This window comes from Glaciecola sp. 2405UD65-10, assembly GCF_048820975.1.
GTDB lineage: Bacteria > Pseudomonadota > Gammaproteobacteria > Enterobacterales > Alteromonadaceae > Glaciecola.
Genome location: NZ_JBMEUF010000001.1, coordinates 2,151,915 through 2,169,474 on the forward strand (window position 1 = coordinate 2,151,915; position 17,560 = coordinate 2,169,474).

Here is a 17,560-nt window from a genome sequence, read left to right on the forward strand (position 1 = left end):
GTTGCGGCCTCACTATCCACGGACTATAATCCGCATTTTGTAATTTTCCTTTAAATATCCCGAAGAACAAACAACGATAGGTTTTTGAATGCCCAAGCGAAACTATTTACCGAATACAGTTATGATGTCAGCCATTAAAGGCAGATATACTAAACCCTTTACTGTTGTCGAGATTCGTGACCAATTACAACGAGTATCAAACTTGAGCGAATGTCCGGCAGCATTAAGAAGATGGGTAAATGGACAGTTTCAGACGCTAAAAAAACATAAATACATTGAAGAAACGGTTACAGATGATGGTAAGAAATATTATTTAGCTACTGAAAAAACAGCTACTTTTAAACTTTCTAACGAAACAGCAACTGAGACCGCAGTTGATAATGACGAGGATAGCAGTACTCTTAATGCCCTTAATGAAAGACTAAAAGCTTGTAAGCTCGACCTTTTATCCTATGCTGGTGAAACAAGAGAGTATGAGGAACTGAGCCAGCAATACCCCAAACTGCGGGGCCAGCTTCAGAATAAATTTAATATTGCTCAAGAAAAAAGGATAGAAACTACAGGACGTATTCGAGCGCTTGAATCACTACTTTCGGACCGACCCGAATGGCGCTAAGAAAGTGGCAAGTTGACTGCTCAGATAAAGCTATTAGTGCTTATAATAAAGGGCAAAAACACTTTCTATGCCTAGCTACTCCTGGCGCGGGGAAAACTAGGATGGCCGCTGAGATAGCAAAGCGATTGTTGAATAGCAAAGAGATTGACTATGTGTTTTGTTTTTCACCGTCGATAACCACTTCAAAGGATATGCGATTCACACTAGAAAATGAGCTCAATGTCTCCATGATGGGCTTATTGGGATGCAAGGGAAGCTGCGTTACCTACCAGTCATTGATGTACAAAAATGCCAAGTTCTGGGATGTATTTCGTAGCCATAGGGTTTTTGCCATTTTTGACGAAATTCACCATTGCGGTGGCAATCTTGTTGAAAATGCAAATGTTTGGGCAATGCATATCCTGATGAATGTAAAGTCCCATGCGACTTTTACACTTGCGCTTTCTGGCACACCTTGGCGCTCTGATAACCGTCCTGTCACATTGTCGCATTACTCTAATGTAGATGGCGCGCTGCAATGCGACTTTGAATATGGTTTAGCTGAGGCGATAGAAGACAATGTTTGTAGGACACCAAGCGTTTCTATCATCGATAATAACAATATTGGTGTTAAAGATAGTTCAGGCACAATCACTAATTACAAGAGCATTGAAGACATATTACAGAGTGAGAGTATTTCTTATCAAAGCATTATCGAAACTGCCGAAATAATTGATTTCTGCCTTGAAAAAGCCATCGAAAAATTAACTAGTATCAGGATCAAAAATCCTACGGCAGCTGGCCTAATCGTTGCCTCCACGGTCGAGCATGCGAAAATAATCGCTAATAAATTACAGTGCATCAATGGTGATTCGGTCCAAGTAGTGTCTTACAAAAATCCTGATAGCGAGCGAGTGATCGACGAGTTCCAAACAAGTAACGCGCAATGGCTTGTGTCAGTCGGGATGGTGAGTGAAGGAACTAACTTACCGCGATTGCAAGTTTGCTGCCACCTTACGCGAATAAAAACAGAACTTCACTTCAGGCAGATCTTAGGCAGAATAGTAAGGCGCGTTGACGGACAAAAATATGAAAAAGCCCATTTGTTTGTTCCTGCCCAACCTCAGATTATAGCGTATGCAAAAAGGCTCAATGAGGATTTGCCTAACGAACGAGTGATTGTCAGTAGTGTTTTGTCTGATAAGTTTATAAGCTTTGACAAGCTTAATCCTGAATTTGGTATTAACGACGACGAGATTTTAAGGGTAGTAGATGATTCAAAACGGCAAACCGATGCAAATACATTAGGCTTAAATCAGGTTACCACACTCTTAGATAGCTTCATCGATGGTATATCTTTCAGTGGCAAGTTTACGTCTTCTGTTGTTAAAAGTGCATTTTAAGCTGCATGCTCAATGGTTGGTTTATTTTAACGTCAGAGATAACTCTACAAGTATACCAAGTGGATATTAGGTAGTAGCTCTTGGGCTAAAACTGCAGAAAATATTATGAAAGTTTAGAGAAAAAATCGTCGGAAACTATCGACAAACAACAAAGTAAAAAGGAATTGAAACTTATGTTTAGATTACAATTATTCAATATAGCTTTAGTCTTACTGGCGTTGGTTGGAATGGCCGGTTGCGGCTCAACTCCGAACAAAGTAGCCAAATACGAAGTAATTGAGCCAATAAAAGTGCACTCAACGGAAGTCTTTGAATGGAACAATGATGCATCACGCGCAGCAAACTTTGCGAAAATGGGACACAAAGCTGGATTGGGATTCGGCTTGAGGGATAAAAGCAATCCAAAAGGTAATATCCAAGGCGATACGTCGAATAAATTCCTAGATGTCGCGACAGGGTTCTTAGCGATGGACCTAGGCACCGGTTTAGCAACTGCATTTAATGAAAACCAGCGAGATAATAAAACTAGGTTTGCACCATATATGGTGGACTTTGTTGATGCTAAACAAGAAAACCTCAGCGAAGCTGAATTAGCTGAGCTTGTGATTGCTAGTTTAAAAGTAAAAATGGAACGAGCGTTGAATAAAACTGAATATGCCAAGAGCATAATTAGAGCGTACTCTGATAACAACCCTTTGGGCATGGTTACATCAAGGGTCCTATTGCAAGGCGATATTTGTATCGAAGGGACAAATTACTTGATGCCGGATTCCAGAAAAACAAGGAAAATAGGTGTTCGAAATGCTGACATGATTATCGGTTTGAACAAGTCAGCCATCGATGTTGATAAGTCCTGTGGCTTTGAGGTTGGCTCATCTATTACAGGTAAGGTAGATGGTAAATTCATCGTTGTTCATGAAATAGTCGCAAGTAATTTAAATGTATATATTGCGCAACAAATTGCAATGCATACAGATATGGCAATAATCTTTCCAGAATATCTTTCATTTCATCATGCATCAGATATGCAGGAAAAATATACCTTTAAATATGATTACACCTTTGTCACTTATAAGGGTGAACAACTTCTTTTTGATAATCGAGAAGTATCAACTGAGCCAGCTTTTTAGTTGGAAAAATAGATTAATATTTTAGGGCGGCATAAGGTTTGCCGACTACAAGCCAAAATGGATGCAAGTACATGTTAAACTTAAGAATCATATTTATAGTAGTTTTTGTCTCATTTGGAGTGACAGGCTGCGGCTCAACTCCTAGCATTACACAGCCTCTTGACGAGGTGAAACCGATATTCAACTATTCTACGAGTGTTTTTAAATGGGACCAGAGCAAATCTACAGCATTGAATATTGCTAATATGGGAAAACCTGCCGAGCTGGGGTTTGGACTTAATGATAGAAAGAATCCCTTGGAAGGAGTCCAAAGTGAATCTTCAAGTAAGTTAGGGTCCTTTGTCTCCGGCTTCTTAGCCATGGATATTGGTACTGGTATCGCGACTGCATTTAATGAGTCGCAGCGTGACGATAAAATTAGATATAACCCGTATATAGTTAGTTTTATTCCAAAACAATCGATAAATTTAGATGACAAAATTGATACGGCTAAAAAAGTAATGTCTTTAATAGAACAAGAGTTTAGCGTTGGATTGAGTAAACAGAGAGAGGTTGATGGGGGAGTAGTTGGTATCTACAGCGATAGTAACCCACTAAACTTGCTTACATCTCGACTGGTGATGCATGGAGACATCTGTAGAAAAGGTACAGACTTTTTAGCCCCTAGCAGTAATGTGGGTGTAAAGCTGAATGATAGAGATATGAGCAGTTTGCTTGGGATTAATGGGAAGCATTTAAACTACGAACTACGATGCAGTATTAATTTTACATCAGGCATAGTCGGGAGCATAGATGATTTATACATCGTGGTGCACAACGTAGCTGCTAGTAACCTTGCTTGGTATACTATGCTGCAAGTTTCTGAAAGCTCTAAATTAGCTTTTATATTTCCAGAATATTTTAACCATTTCAACGCATCTACCTATGAAAAATTCACATTTAAATTTCCATACACTTTTGTAATGTTTGACGGGAACAAGTATCTGTTTGATGCTGATGAAATATCCTCTAAGGATGTGTTGAGGCAAGGCACGAATTGAGTTTGTAGACCAACTAAACAGACACGTTAGCCACAGAATCTGTCACAGGCTCAAGAAAAACGGAACGTTATGTAGTTAATTGGGTAATCAGCCTACTACTGGTAATCACATCAATACACGTATGAGCACGAGTGAATTTTTAGTGTACTCGTGCTCATGTTTTTCAAATTGAATGGTAATTGCTCAGGGGTATTGGGCGACTATTTGCCGTTTAGGTAACTCAATACAATTTCATGGTGATTACTGGTTTTGAACTTGTTAAAGACGTGCTCTATGTTGCCTGATTCATTAATCAAAAAGCTTGTTCTCACAACGCCCATGTTCTCTTTGCCCATAAACTTTTTGAGTTGCCAAACACCGTACTTTTCACAAACTTCATGCTCTTCATCCGCCAGCAGGGAGAAATTTAGATCTTGCTTGTTGATAAAGTTAGTTAGCTTTTTTGGGGTATCAGGGCTTAATCCAAGCACAACAACGTTGTGCGCATCTAACTCAGCTTTAGTATCACGTAACCCCTGCGCCTGAACGGTGCAGCCCGGTGTTGAAGCGCGTGGATAGAAATATAGCAGCACCTTCTTTCCTTTGAGCCCTGACAGGGTCACAGCGTTATTGTCTTGATCATTTAGTGTGAAATCAGGTGCAGCTTGTCCAACTTCTATTGTCATCTGTGTAATCCTTATTTATTTAACATAGAATTATATGCATTTAATTAATGGAGTATGTAGTTACGTTTGATTCTAGATTTTGTATCGTTAGTTTTTTGTCCTAGAAAATTATCATATTAAATTAGATTTTTTTTGTGAAATCACCTTTTACGATGTTATCTGCTCTGGCGTTAACAACCTTATCCATCGCTACTTCACGCTGACTTTCATGCAGCATACCCATGATTTCCTGTACCATTTTAATATGACTTGCTGCCTGTATAGCTAACGCTTTTTCATGACTTCTAGCAAGCTCGAGATATTCCTTTTTTTTCTTGTTCGCTTGCGTCTTATTGTTTTTTAGCGCTTTCACTTCAGCTTGTAAAACTTCAATAGGTGTTTGACTTGATTCATCATTCGCAACGCGGGACACGAGTGATTTATTTTCCACCATCTTTCTAATATCTAAATGCCTACGCAGCGAACCAACCGACAAGCCAGCTTCTTTCTCTACGCTACTGGGATTGATTTTTAGCTTTCCTTCTCGAGCTTTTCTCATTAATTCTCGATTTTCCGGTTGACCAGCTAAAAGTCGCTCTAGAGCATCAATAAGCCTGTTTTTTGTTAATTGAGACATTAAGCGTGCACTCCAAAAGGTATCAACAATTCTTTTACTTCTTGCGGTAGCACAACAGGTTCATAGCTCACATCTAGATCATTCATGATGCGCTCAGCTGCCGTAATTTTAATATAAGCTTCCGACGCCGTTTGAGGCGTTAATTCGTTTTGCTCAATGTCCCATAGCATATGAATTTCAGCTTCTTTTCGTTTAGCCTCGGCAAAAACAGCATCAACTATGTAGTCGTTCTTACAATCTACACATTCTAATAGATTGACCTGTGTACGCAAACTACAACCTGTTGAGGTACAATAAATTCCCGGAGCAACGGCATGAATATGTCGCTTTTGCTCAAGGATCTGCTTTTTCCAATAGTTCAGTGAAAGCATGTCTGCATTAACCCTATCTTTAAACATGTTATTTCCAGTCTTCATCATGTTTTTTGCAAACTCTTTGCCTTTGCCGCCTGCAACACGTTCTTTGTTTGCAAGTTTTTTGAAGATGTTTAAGTAAACTTGAGCTTTTTGATCTACCCTTTCTTCATCTATAGTGTGAGCTAAGTTTTGTTTGTGCCTTCTGAGTTTTTGGAATTTACTAGCATTTTTAGCATAGTGACGAGTCATAGCCATCGAGATATGACTAAATTGTTGCTTGAGTTGAGGGAAGTCACAAAGCTCGAAACCAATGAGGTAGTAAGCAAAAGAACGGCGAAGCTGGTGTCCTGAAAATACATACTCGTCACCAATGTTGAATGAAAGATTAGGGTCAGAAACTTTTAAGTCTATGATGTCATCATTAGTAAGCTTAAGGTTCTCTTTTGTAATACTTTTAAACCAACCTGATAGATGTCTCCCTAATTCTTTTTTCTTAAGAGTTCCACAATCCTGCTTTACTGAATGGAAAAAGGAATGACTCTTGGGGTGGCGCTTTCTGAGTGGCGAATGCAGCGCTTGTAATATCTCGTATGCTTTTTTTCCGACTTCTGTTGTGACGAACTCATCTTGTTTAGACTGAGATCCTCTCACAGTCTTTGAAAGGTCAGCATGAATGATATGAATCTTTTGCCTAGATATAATTTCTGTTGTGCACCCATTTACCGTGTGCATGTGATGGATTTCATCAGCGCGCATACCGGTGCGAGACATTAAAGCCCAGAGACAACCGCCACACATACTTTTAAACAATGACTGTGCTTGTGTAAGCCCTTTTATAACTTTATTGCCAATCTGCAATGAACGCTTAGTGTGAAATCTATTTATGTATTTGGCCTTAATTGCAGGTTTATACTTTTTAAGCAGTTCAAGTGTCGAATTTTGTGATTGAGTAGTTTGCGAAAGAAAGGCTTTTTGAAAGGCTTCTTTCCTACCAGTATCTAATTCATTTGCCGTTGATAGGTACCATTGTATTTGTCCATTTTTGATCCTTGCTCTATCGCTTGCAAGGAATTTAGCATATCCTAGATAAACCACTCCATTATAGTTTGCGATGTAATCTGAAAGCCTACCAAGTTCGTTACGAATAGGGTATAGCTCATTCACCAGCTTTTCAGATTGTTGAAGCCCAATGTAGTAGAGGCGCTGCGGGATAACAGTAAATTGCTTCGGCTCATTTGGTGATAAGCCTAGACTCGAGGCAGATATTGATTGACTAAGATTGACGCTAAACGGCAGTCGTGCCTTTTCTATAAACAATTTATTTAGCGGTGCATAAGTGTGTTCGCGCTCGAAGTCCAAAGTAGTCATTCCGGATAAACACCAAGTCTCTAATTGTTCAAAACTAAGCACTTCGAAACTGTTGTGACCATCATCAATTAGGGCTTTAGCGAACTTTTTTAATCCTCGGACTGTCTTTACAATAGCCGAAAAAGAGTAATCTCTAGGAGAAAGCCACATCATAATTAATGCCAGTGCTTTTAACTGGTTTGTTACATTACGCTCCATAATCTTGCCATCAAGAAAGAAATCGAGGGTTTCGGTCTTGTAATCGCATGGATCAAAAAAAGTGTTAAGTTTACGCCAAGAATCGTTGTCGCCAACTTTACCTAATGACTCACCTGTTACTCCAAAACCAATCTCGAGCGTTTCTAAGTGCCCCCAATCTTTTGATTTAATCGCGGGCTCCAACACGTCTTTCAGATAGTTTGTATAGCTTCCGACATTACTTTGCGCATTGATTAAAGCATTTTGTTGGTTGATCTTGTACTTGGGCAGCTTAATCATGAGTCACTCCTAATTGACAGTGCTTGGCTATGATTTAAGGATAGGATGGCATGTTGTGACGTTACTCTCTGATGGCGCCCATTTTTATTGAATAATGATATTGCCGCTTCGTATACATCTGGGCTAGCAGCATCGAGAGTTGACTCGAAGGCTGCTATTTTCTCATGAACATCGTCCCGCGCTTCAGGAAATAGATTCACTGTTTCTTTTAACACATCAACGAAAGAAATAAGTTTATATATGGATTGTGTGTCATCGACAGCTTTGGCTGATTCGCATTTATAACACATGTCATATTCAGAGCAGGGGAGTTGCAGCCTCATAGCATTATTAGTCTCGCGTTGAGTACTTTTTCCATTTAGAAAGCTCTGTTGCCCATTACAATGAACGCCATTGGGGTTAGTTTTTGCTTTTTCTTGCTCTTGCTTTTTTTTCCATTCGTCATGTGTCAGCATTGCTATGCCAAGTTTGGCAGCGACTGATTTTTTCGCGAGCTCTAAATTTGCACTTGCGTCCAATTTTCCTATAACTTGTACAGCTTGAGAGAGAATAATTTTGTTTAGTCGCGGGTCACCATTTGCATAATGCTTATCAATTGTACGTAGAAGGTTTTGTAAGGTACTTTGCACTGCGATTGTGCCACCATGAGAAAAAACTTGATTGCTAGTCATCTCTCGCCAGCGGCTTGAATGGAGTGATATGTAATACTCGTTTGGTCCAAGTGACCACCCTTTAGGCCTTTGGGCACGAATGGGGCTAATACCCTCCCAATCTTTAACCGGCTGCTTACTTCCACCTCGTTTCAGCAATAACCGTTCGTATTTTTTAGATTGTTTGTCGGCTAACTCAGTAGAGAATTGTTCAATATCTTTGATTAGTCTTTTGTCCGAAGCAGGTATTAAAAAATGATTATGATCGCCATTCCTGTATTCGAATGACACTTTAATGTTGCCGTCTTTATCTATGGGTGAATATTTTAGCGGTAGCAAGATACCTTTGAGGGGAAGGTCTGTGTAGCACGATAAAATACAGTATGCACTTTCTCTAGCTCCTCTGTTTGCACCGAATTTTGAACATGGCCGCGTCACTTTACTTACGACCATTCTCCCTAGTTCGTTAATCACTTTTCCAAGCTCTATAGTGCATTGGTTCCGATAGCTGTAAAATAACTCTTGCAACCACGGCACGCAGGATAACCGGTTAGGGGATAGTAAGTTCAGATCGACACACAGGTGTTTATTCAGTTCTACCAAATTAAAAGAGCTATTTTCTTCACCATGGTCATTAATGGTGAACAGCAACGTAGATCCTTTTTCACCCCCTCCATAGAGACTTGATAGCTTCTCAAGAGTTCTAATGAACCTTACACCATCTTTCTTATCAACATCGAAGCTTTGATTGGTGAACAAAGCATCCACCTTTTTATTTGCACGCCTTTTAAAACTAGATACTTTAATGACTTTTAGTTTTTTATCTCGATCTTCAGTATGGACCTTGATTGGATGACCAATACTTCGTATATCGCTATCGTTAAGTGAGGTATAAAAGCAAACGAGGTGATATGCCGCTCCCATTACCATATTGAACGCAGAGTTTGCTCTTACTATTTTTCCATTCTTACTTGGAGTATATAACTGAATTTTGTTGGATGTGTGTATTGAAATTACTTGTTTATAGCCAGCCAAATCAATCACAACAGGTAGTTCAATCGGGAGATCAATATTGTCTTTTTTTGCAGCAATTAACTGTGGAGCTAGGGTGAAAAATAGTTCACTTAACCGAGTGACTAGAATTTCTTCTTCAGCCTCAGAGTATCCTTTAAGTGGCTGTTTTTCACAGGCAAATCCTCTGTGCTGATTCTTCCACGACTCAGCAGGTAATCCGCACCACGATAGAGCCGTACGAAGTTGTGAAGCGATAGTTCCTGCGGTACTCTCTTTTATTCCAATTTCGTCACCGTGTTCCATTTCCCAAAGCTTCTTTGATGGTCTATACATTCTAATTCGATGTCGTAATTCGCCATCATTCCCTACATATTTTAAATAACCTGCTTCCGACAAAGGAGAAATAGACATAGTGTCACAAAAGACAATAAATGCTCTTAAATTGTCGTAAGATGAAGCGATACTCCGCACTGAATTACCATTTTCGAAATATTCGTTTGCCTTTTTACAATACTTTCTTATATAGGGGGCTCGACTGCTTATTTTTCGATTATTGATGTCTGCACCAAAATACAATAGATGTGATAAATCAAGTTTTTCTACTTTTCTTTTCCGGCCATCATGAAATGGAATTGAAAGATTCAGTGGAAAAATGTCTTTTCCATTTCTAACGTGCTTAACGGTTTTAGAGTATCTAGCTAGTGGACTTTTAGACATGCATTCACCACTTGTTTATTTTGTTGTTTTTGCTTTCAGCGACACGTAGTTGCTCATCAAATTTACTCATAAACCTAATGTATTTTTCGGTTGTTGCCGTATTCGAATGACCCATCAGCGTCGCTAATTCGTCAAGCAGATAATTATAGGCAACACTTCGTTCTCTCGAGGCATGCCAAAGCCAATGAGTAGCATAAGTTGAGCGCAAGTCGTGAATACGGTAGTACCAAGTAGGATCTATTAATTGGAGACTTTTTCTCAGTGAGCCAAAATGTACTTCCAGTGTATTTGCAGTGTATGGCGAGCCTTTATTAGAAACAAATAGGTAATCAATGTTGTCCTTCTCAGGTTGAGAGCTAACAATGTCCTTTCTGCGTATTAAATTCTGTTGCCGCTGTTTACTTTCTTTGAATTGTTCTAGCTCTTCATATAGAGCGAGTGGTACTTCAACAGTTCGGGGTTTTCGATTCTTTGTGTGCGTGATGTGTATAGGAACAACATCTAGTTGACTGCAATCTTTATTACCAATAATTTGCGAAGGAAAGTGAGTAGCCTCATCAATTCTTAATCCAACTTCGATACAAAGCCTCAGCATAAGACAAATAGCCTTCGGTAACGTATCAATATGTTGATAAAACAGATCCTTATGAGTAAGTGACATTGGTTTTAATTTTTGGTGTGCCGGCGTTTGGTCACTCTTGGGAAACATTTTCATTATGTTCGATATTTCATAAACGCGCTTCGCGCCTGACCTCGTATGAGCGAGCATGTCATGCTGACTATTACCTTGATACCTTTCAATCCTGTTGAAATGAGTTAAAACATGATTATTATCATTTGTTAGGTAACCATGCCTTTGCATCCACTTATAAAAGCCGATAACAGTCCCAATGTAACTTTTCGCTGTACTAAGCGAGTAAGCCTCGTCCCCAGTAGCTCCTTGTTTAGCTCTGCAATTAGCCAATAGAAACTCAGCAAATCGCCAAGGCGCACCTTCTTCTTCATACTTCGTCAATGTTTTATAAGTTAAGTGTTCAGGAGGTATTTCATTTCCATCCTGATCAAACTGAGAATAATGAGTAGAATCTAAGTAACGAGTGAAAGCTAGTAGACCTTTGGCTATTGAACGTGTGTCCTTGACGGCTGCTTCTCCGCGCAATTTTGACACTAGGTAAAGGGATTGCGGATAAACAACATATCCATCTGGTGCAATTATAATATTCGTTGTTTTTACGCGAGATAAATAGTTTGAAGGGGAAAGATGGGGCGTGTAGGAGATTTCGCCAGATTCGGCATTGATGTCTTCTGATATCTTTACCCTCGCCAACGTATCAATATCAATCGAAAGCAACCTATAGTCATCATATATATCATTTTCATGGTGGGCTTTTATCACAAAACATTCCTATGTTTATTTCCCACATAGTATAGTTACTCTGTCATAAAAAACCATCAAGGCTTGTTGTCATTAAAAATAATCAAGGGTATTGTCAGGGAATCCAGGCAAGTTATCAATGAACACCTTCGTTGTACCAAACTTGGGGCCTGCTATAAAGTATTGTAATACCCTATAACTGCCTGTTTCATTTACTAAAACATACTGCTGATTTTCACTTATGGCCACACCATTTGCGAAGGTTAACCCATCCATAACTAACGAGGTAACTTTTGTAGCTGGGTCGTATTTAAGAAGGCGGCCATTGCCTGCATGTTCCAAAATTTCTAATAGGCTACCACTTAGCGTGCCGCCGTATTCTTTAGCGCCAAATTTAGTTGTGGCATCAGAAAAATAAATCAGCCCATTCTCTGCTATATCCACATCATCGGCGTACACAATGGGCGTTCCATCAACGCTGTTAGTTAATAGTTTGATATCTCCTAAAGGCGAAATACAAAGCAGCCCTAAGTACGCATCAGCCACAATGAGGTTGTCGTTTGCGTCAAACTCAATGCCTAATGGGCGCCCGCCTGTATTCACCCACGGCACAAACCGAGTATCATTTGGCGCTAACAACATAATATGACCAGAGTGTGTAGCGGTAGCAATAGTGCCATCACTTCGCAATGCAAAATCTTCAGGGCCAAAGTTAGGGCTACCTTTTTCGCTTTTACTTTCAGCGTTATGTTCATCACCAAGTACAATAGCACTGGCCAATGATAATCGACTATTGGTTTGATGAACGCCGCTATACCCCAAATTTTTAGGTGCATCCCATGCTTTAGGCTCAACAGGCACAGGCCAAAGCAGCAAATAGCCGGTCACAAACAACAAAGCAATTATTATAATTCGCACGCTACCACCTTACATAAAATTCAATTTTCAAAGTTCTGTACGTAGCAATAACACGTTATTGGTCATGGGTTAAATTTAAATAGATGATATATAGACATACCTCTATGCTATAAATTATGAGCGCAAGCTACCTTTCCCCTTGTCATTGCCTTTTCTCTACTGTCATTGCCGCCCCCCTTTGTCATTACCGCGAAGGCGGTAAACTCATTCGCTTTATTCGCTGTTTATACTACAAGTGTAATGTTGGAGGTTCCCACCTTCGTGGGAATGACGTGGACTTCGTGGGAATGACGTGAGCTCGTGGGAATGACGTGCACTTCGTGGAATGACGTGGACTTCGTGAGTATGACGTGAACTAGTGGCACTGCGTATCCGCTATACTTTAGGTATAATTATAAATAACTATACTTAAGTATTAATAATCTACGCCGCCTATTTTTAGGTATTGTTACACTCAATAAATATTATACGGCTTATTCGATGACATTTCCTATCGCCAAATCACCAAAGCAAGCGGGCTTTACACTTATAGAGCTTATAATAGTGATTGTTATTCTGGGTATTTTAGCAGTAACAGCAGCACCACGGTTTATTGATATACAAACCGACGCAAGAAAAGAAGTTTTACAAGGCGTAAAAGCCGCAGTGCAAAGTTCAGCAAAATTAATTTATGCAAAAGCAGTAATTGCAGGCGCTGTAAATGCGGAAAATGATACTGTTACAGTAGGAACTGACACAGTTAATATACGATACGGCTACCCAGATGCTCGGGATGTAGACGCTTTATCTAACGAATTATCAGCGCTTGAAATTAAAAAGTTTATTGATATTGATCTTGGCCCCGTAACAGGTGAAACCTTTGAATTGGAATATAACCCTTCATTTGATGCTGATGGCTTTCAAATAAAATTCACTAATAGTGTAAATGGGTTATCAGCTAACAATGTTACAACTGGCTGTTTTGTTGAATACTACAATGCTGAAAATGCCGGTGACGTACCCACCATAACAGTTGTTGATAATGCTTGTTAATAAGCTATAAATAAAGCACAAGCTACCTTTCCTACTGTCATTACCTCCCCCTTTGTCATTACCGCGAAGGCGGTAAACTCATATGCTTTATTCGCTGTTTGTACTACAAGTGTAATGTTGGAGGTTCCCACCTTCGTGGGAATGACGTGGACTTCGTGGGAATGACGTGAGCTCGTGGGAATGACGTGGGCTCGTGGAAATGACGTGGGCTCGTGGGAATGACGTAGGCTCGTGGGAATGACGTGAGCTCGTGGGAATAACGTGGGGTTGTTGAAATGACGTGGGTTGTTGAAATGACACAGTAAACGTTTCGTCTTATACTCATGCTAAGAAGCTGTAATCACAGTTATGTGTAAGCAATAGACGAGCAATATAAAATGCGTAAAGGTGAAAAATGCACAGCAAACTAAATATTATTATTCACCGTGTTGAGCTTTTATCCCTGCATGTGCCTTTGCATACGCCATTTAAAACAGCCTTGCGTGAAGTCACACATATTCATGACTTAGTGGTAAAATTATACGCTGACAATGGCATTGTTGGTTTTGGCTCAGCGCCGTCTACCCCGCAAATTACCGGGGATGATCATGCTGCTATGGTAAGCGCAATTGAATCTGAACTTGCTCCCATATTAATAGGGGCTTCTTTAGCAGATTTTGACGCAATTATTGAGCAGGTTGCCAATAATGAAAACGCTGGTAGCAATGCTAAGGCCGCTATTGATATTGCTTTATTCGACGCAAAAGCGCGTAGCGAAAAACTCCCCTTAAACACGTTTTTACAGCAGTGTTTACCTCAAGTGCAAAGCAATGCGACATTACCCACCAAGCTTGAGACTGACTACACCATTAGCGTAAATAACACCCCGCAAATGCTCGCAGATATAGACGTAGCGCTTGCTCGTGGATACCGCTGTTTAAAAATTAAAATAGGCAAGCAACCACAGGAAGACCTAGTACGCATTCGCGCAATTTGGGCCCATGTGCAACACTGCCAAGAGCGGCTTGCTCAGGCAATTGTACTCAGGCTAGACGTAAATCAAGGATGGGATGAGCAAACTAGCATACATATATTGCAAACACTTGAAGCAGAAGGCATTGAGTTTGAGCTAATAGAACAGCCCCTTATTGCCAGTGATACACAAGGCGCATCAAACATTGTTAAAGCTATAAATACCCCCATTATGGCTGACGAAAGTGCGTTTAGCTTAGCGCAGGTAAAACGCCTTCACGAACAACACGCGGCTAATATTATTAATATAAAATTAGTGAAAACCGGAGGATTGTTTAAGGCACTTCAAATTATTGACTATTGCCGTACACATAAAATAGTTTGCATGATAGGTTGCATGCTTGAGGGCAGTATTGGCGTTGCTGCCGCTGCGCATTTAGCCAGTGCGCATAGCGACGTTATTCAGCCTATTGACCTTGATGGACCTACTTTAGGCCAATATGACCCTATTGAAGGCGCAAGCATCTTTGATAACGCTGCAATTACACTCAACAAAAGTGATGGTTTAGGTATACAAGCTACACTCGTTTTGCCTAAATGGGCTAATTGTTCCTAAATTGCGAGACTACATCGCGTGATTTTTCTAGCAAAGCGCGAGAACTACTTGAAGATTGCATCAATGCTATAAAAAGAATATCAATCACTAATTCTTGGGCCGTGCGGGCAAGGATTGATGATATGCGCGTGGCCGCTTCTTCAGCAACAGAGTAAAGCCGTACCTTCGCGTTGATTGATACCGGCGTATCACCAAATTTTGTTACTGTGATCACCGGAACTTTGTTGGCATTTGCTTCGTTCACTACGTTTACGGTTTCGCGAGTTAAACCTGACTCACTTAAGGCAAATACTACATCGCGTTCATTAAGGGTAGATGCAATCGCTAACTGAGCGTGCCCGTCCACTTCTGATATGGCAACAATGCCAAGCTTTTGTAGTTTAAAAGCGAAGTCTTTGCCTACCAGTGCAGACCCACCTAAGCCAGTTATTAACACACGATTAGCTTGGCTCAACAACGATACCGCAGCCGAAATAGCATGGCGATCATTAAGGTTCTTGGTTTGACTGAGTACGGCTATTTTGCTTTGCAGCAATTTGCTTGACATAGTGTCGTAATCATCATCAATCGCAATACTGCCATGCAGTGTTTGATGATCAGTTTGTACATTGCTCATATCGTCTAAGATGGCTAGTTTGAGTGCCGGATAGCCTTTGTACTCTAATTTTTGCGCAAACTTAACCACACTGCTTTGGCTTACCCCAACCGTACTTGCAAGTTTCTGAGAGGAAAGGTCTCTTAAGGCCGTAGGCGACGATAATATATAGTTGGCAAGCTTTTCTTCGCTACTAGAAAGAGAAGGTAAAAGTGCTTTAATTTTTGAAAATACCGCCATAGTCACCTTGTAGATTGCTGTGCACTCTTTTGCACATATGCGTTTGTGTATCTTGAAGCTGAATATTTTATTCTTATTTGACTATTAATAATAGAATAATTTGCAAGAAGGTAGTTTTATTCGATATGGTTAGCAGCATCACTCGCATACTAGCATCGTTCAAATGACATCATCTATTACTGCTTTGTTACCCAATTTAAATACTTCCCACATTAGGCATAAAGATATTCAAGCACTGTTTGAGGGTTTATCCCAAAGCACGGGTGTTGAAGTCATCCATGAAGGAAATTCATTTGAAGGGCGCAGTATTAAACGCATCACTTACGGCTTTGGTCCAATTAAGATTCTGGCTTGGACACAAATGCATGGTGACGAAGCAACTGCAACGGCTGCGGTATTTGATTTGCTTGACGCACTATTAAGCAATCGTGACTCACGTTTAAGCGATGCACAAAGTTTATTTACTCTAAATATTGTCCCCATGCTTAATCCAGACGGCGCAGAATACTGTACTCGCCATAATGCTCAAGGCATTGATATGAACCGCGACGCGATGGCAAAGCAAACGCCTGAGGGCAATATACTAATGCGTTTAGTAGATGAACTAAAACCCCATGTTGCTTTTAACCTGCACGACCAATCATCTTATTACCAATGCGGGACTAACGGCACCCCTTCAACAATCGCGTTTTTGGCTCCAGCCTTTGATGTAGAAAAAAGCGTGAATGAGAGCCGCCATTTAGCCATGGCCTTGATTGGCGCCATGCAAAAGGCTGTAAACAAACATATTCCTGACTGCATTGCCCGCTATGATGATACCTTCTCACCTCGCTCATTTGGTGACCGTATTTCTGAAAAAGGCGCGGCCACTATATTAATTGAATCAGGCGCAGCCCGAAACGACCCAAACAGGCAAATTGCACGCAAAATGAATGTTGTAGCGATGTTGGAAGCTATGTTTATTTTAAAAGAGCAACATAAACATCAACTGGATATAAGCACGCTTAATAGCTTAACGCAATCATATTGGGATATTCCACAGAACTGCTCTGAAACGCTTTCTTCTTTAGTTGTGCGCAATTTGACATTTGCTGGTGAGCACTCGTATCAGGCAAGTATTAGTATTAAACAAACCGCGCGTTACTCCAATGCGTTTTTTATTGATGCCGTTGGTGACCTTGGCGTTCAAGCAGGTTTATGTGAGTTTGATGCAAGTAAGCTTCAATATGACTGCGGCGCGGTGTGCGCCATTAATGCCCCCACCGTGATCACAAACGAAAGCTATTTTCATTATTTAAAGCAAGGCGTGATTGCGTTTGAAGGAGAGCTTGAAAATCTAGATAATCAGTCAGACTACCCTGTGTTAGTCAATCAGCCTTTACCCACTAATCCACATGCCCTAACACTGCAACAAGCTGCGTATTTTTTAATGCGTAAAGGCAACAAGGTGGTTGCGGCTGTGCTTAATGGTCTACTCATAGAATTTAACGAATAAGCCCTCACTACTAAGCGTTACGTATATTATTTAAACGAATTAAGCCTTGGTGATACATGCAAGATATTGTTTTCCATTTAAAAATAAATTATTTAACATTTACCGCTAATTTTTGGAATAATTTATTATTTACATTATTGACGGGTGTGCTAAGTTGGTGTTTAAGGAATGGTTATCAACAATAGCACCAAGCATAAACACATCGAAAGTGTCATCATTTGATACAAGATTGCATTGTGTTTTTGCATAAAAAAGAGTGAATGATACTTTCCTGGCTCGTTAAAAGTAAGCCACACATGTTTGCTTC

Annotated in this window: 13 protein-coding genes and 1 pseudogene; 7 read left to right on the plus strand and 7 right to left on the minus strand. The window is 40.2% G+C overall.

Features of this window, described 5'->3' with window-relative positions; translation table 11 throughout:
- Positions 1 to 88 precede the first annotated feature (88 nt).
- From ACOI22_RS09645 to ACOI22_RS09660, 4 genes are all read left to right on the plus strand, one after another.
- Entirely contained in the window at positions 89 to 616 is a 528-nt protein-coding gene (locus ACOI22_RS09645) for a hypothetical protein (RefSeq protein WP_420671813.1), read from the plus strand.
- A complete protein-coding gene (locus tag ACOI22_RS09650) occupies positions 607 to 1,998 on the plus strand; it encodes a DEAD/DEAH box helicase (RefSeq protein ID WP_420671814.1) in 1,392 nt (463 codons plus the stop codon). The genes ACOI22_RS09645 and ACOI22_RS09650 overlap by 10 nt, the downstream gene beginning before the upstream one ends.
- A 173-nt stretch (positions 1,999 to 2,171) precedes the next feature.
- Positions 2,172 to 3,128 (plus strand): hypothetical protein, encoded by a 957-nt coding sequence (locus ACOI22_RS09655; RefSeq protein ID WP_420671815.1) that lies wholly within the window; start codon positions 2,172 to 2,174, stop codon positions 3,126 to 3,128.
- Between the two features lie 71 nt (positions 3,129 to 3,199).
- Positions 3,200 to 4,168, plus strand: a complete 969-nt coding sequence (locus tag ACOI22_RS09660; protein ID WP_420671816.1) for a hypothetical protein — start codon at positions 3,200 to 3,202, stop codon at positions 4,166 to 4,168.
- Between the two features lie 200 nt (positions 4,169 to 4,368).
- Here ACOI22_RS09660 and bcp read toward each other — a convergent pair whose 3' ends face one another.
- From bcp to ACOI22_RS09690, 6 genes and pseudogenes are all read right to left on the minus strand, one after another.
- A complete protein-coding gene (bcp, locus tag ACOI22_RS09665; RefSeq protein WP_420671817.1) occupies positions 4,369 to 4,833 on the minus strand; it encodes a thioredoxin-dependent thiol peroxidase in 465 nt (154 codons plus the stop codon).
- 121 nt (positions 4,834 to 4,954) lie between these two features.
- Complete coding sequence (locus tag ACOI22_RS09670; protein ID WP_420671818.1) at positions 4,955 to 5,449, minus strand: hypothetical protein; 495 nt, start codon at positions 5,447 to 5,449, stop codon at positions 4,955 to 4,957.
- Positions 5,449 to 7,650 carry a hypothetical protein gene (locus ACOI22_RS09675; protein ID WP_420671819.1) on the minus strand — a complete coding sequence of 734 codons (2,202 nt, stop codon included), beginning with the start codon at positions 7,648 to 7,650 and terminating at the stop codon, positions 5,449 to 5,451. Before ACOI22_RS09675 ends, ACOI22_RS09670 begins: the two co-directional genes overlap by 1 nt.
- Positions 7,647 to 10,031: a hypothetical protein gene (locus tag ACOI22_RS09680; RefSeq protein WP_420671820.1), complete on the minus strand. Its 2,385-nt coding sequence runs from the start codon at positions 10,029 to 10,031 to the stop codon at positions 7,647 to 7,649. Before ACOI22_RS09680 ends, ACOI22_RS09675 begins: the two co-directional genes overlap by 4 nt.
- Before the next feature lie 4 nt (positions 10,032 to 10,035).
- Complete coding sequence (locus ACOI22_RS09685) at positions 10,036 to 11,427, minus strand: tyrosine-type recombinase/integrase (protein WP_420671821.1); 1,392 nt, start codon at positions 11,425 to 11,427, stop codon at positions 10,036 to 10,038.
- 90 nt (positions 11,428 to 11,517) lie between these two features.
- A pseudogene (locus ACOI22_RS09690) lies at positions 11,518 to 12,324 on the minus strand (SMP-30/gluconolactonase/LRE family protein); the annotation flags it as partial.
- A 480-nt stretch (positions 12,325 to 12,804) separates the two neighbouring features.
- On the opposite strand from ACOI22_RS09690, the gene ACOI22_RS09695 reads away from it, so the two are divergent.
- Positions 12,805 to 13,356 (plus strand): prepilin-type N-terminal cleavage/methylation domain-containing protein, encoded by a 552-nt coding sequence (locus tag ACOI22_RS09695; protein WP_420671822.1) that lies wholly within the window; start codon positions 12,805 to 12,807, stop codon positions 13,354 to 13,356.
- A gap of 394 nt (positions 13,357 to 13,750) precedes the next feature.
- Entirely contained in the window at positions 13,751 to 14,923 is a 1,173-nt protein-coding gene (locus ACOI22_RS09700) for a dipeptide epimerase (protein ID WP_420671823.1), read from the plus strand.
- Here ACOI22_RS09700 and ACOI22_RS09705 read toward each other — a convergent pair.
- Positions 14,910 to 15,758, minus strand: a complete 849-nt coding sequence (locus tag ACOI22_RS09705) for a MurR/RpiR family transcriptional regulator (protein WP_420671824.1) — start codon at positions 15,756 to 15,758, stop codon at positions 14,910 to 14,912. The genes ACOI22_RS09700 and ACOI22_RS09705 overlap by 14 nt on opposite strands.
- A 163-nt stretch (positions 15,759 to 15,921) precedes the next feature.
- On the opposite strand from ACOI22_RS09705, the gene ACOI22_RS09710 reads away from it, so the two are divergent.
- A complete protein-coding gene (locus tag ACOI22_RS09710) occupies positions 15,922 to 17,253 on the plus strand; it encodes a M14 family zinc carboxypeptidase (protein WP_420671825.1) in 1,332 nt (443 codons plus the stop codon).
- The last annotated feature ends 307 nt before the right edge of the window (positions 17,254 to 17,560 follow it).

What these genes read in the sequence shown, in the direction of transcription:
- ACOI22_RS09645 (WP_420671813.1), top strand. Translation starts at nt 89, where the DNA reads ATGCCCAAGCGAAACTATTTACCGAATACAGTTATGATGTCAGCCATT.
- ACOI22_RS09650 (WP_420671814.1), top strand. Translation starts at nt 607, where the DNA reads ATGGCGCTAAGAAAGTGGCAAGTTGACTGCTCAGATAAAGCTATTAGT.
- ACOI22_RS09655 (WP_420671815.1), top strand. Translation starts at nt 2,172, where the DNA reads ATGTTTAGATTACAATTATTCAATATAGCTTTAGTCTTACTGGCGTTG.
- ACOI22_RS09660 (WP_420671816.1), top strand. Translation starts at nt 3,200, where the DNA reads ATGTTAAACTTAAGAATCATATTTATAGTAGTTTTTGTCTCATTTGGA.
- bcp (WP_420671817.1), bottom strand. Translation starts at nt 4,833, where the DNA reads ATGACAATAGAAGTTGGACAAGCTGCACCTGATTTCACACTAAATGAT.
- ACOI22_RS09670 (WP_420671818.1), bottom strand. Translation starts at nt 5,449, where the DNA reads ATGTCTCAATTAACAAAAAACAGGCTTATTGATGCTCTAGAGCGACTT.
- ACOI22_RS09675 (WP_420671819.1), bottom strand. Translation starts at nt 7,650, where the DNA reads ATGATTAAGCTGCCCAAGTACAAGATCAACCAACAAAATGCTTTAATC.
- ACOI22_RS09680 (WP_420671820.1), bottom strand. Translation starts at nt 10,031, where the DNA reads ATGTCTAAAAGTCCACTAGCTAGATACTCTAAAACCGTTAAGCACGTT.
- ACOI22_RS09695 (WP_420671822.1), top strand. Translation starts at nt 12,805, where the DNA reads ATGACATTTCCTATCGCCAAATCACCAAAGCAAGCGGGCTTTACACTT.
- ACOI22_RS09700 (WP_420671823.1), top strand. Translation starts at nt 13,751, where the DNA reads ATGCACAGCAAACTAAATATTATTATTCACCGTGTTGAGCTTTTATCC.
- ACOI22_RS09705 (WP_420671824.1), bottom strand. Translation starts at nt 15,758, where the DNA reads ATGGCGGTATTTTCAAAAATTAAAGCACTTTTACCTTCTCTTTCTAGT.
- ACOI22_RS09710 (WP_420671825.1), top strand. Translation starts at nt 15,922, where the DNA reads ATGACATCATCTATTACTGCTTTGTTACCCAATTTAAATACTTCCCAC.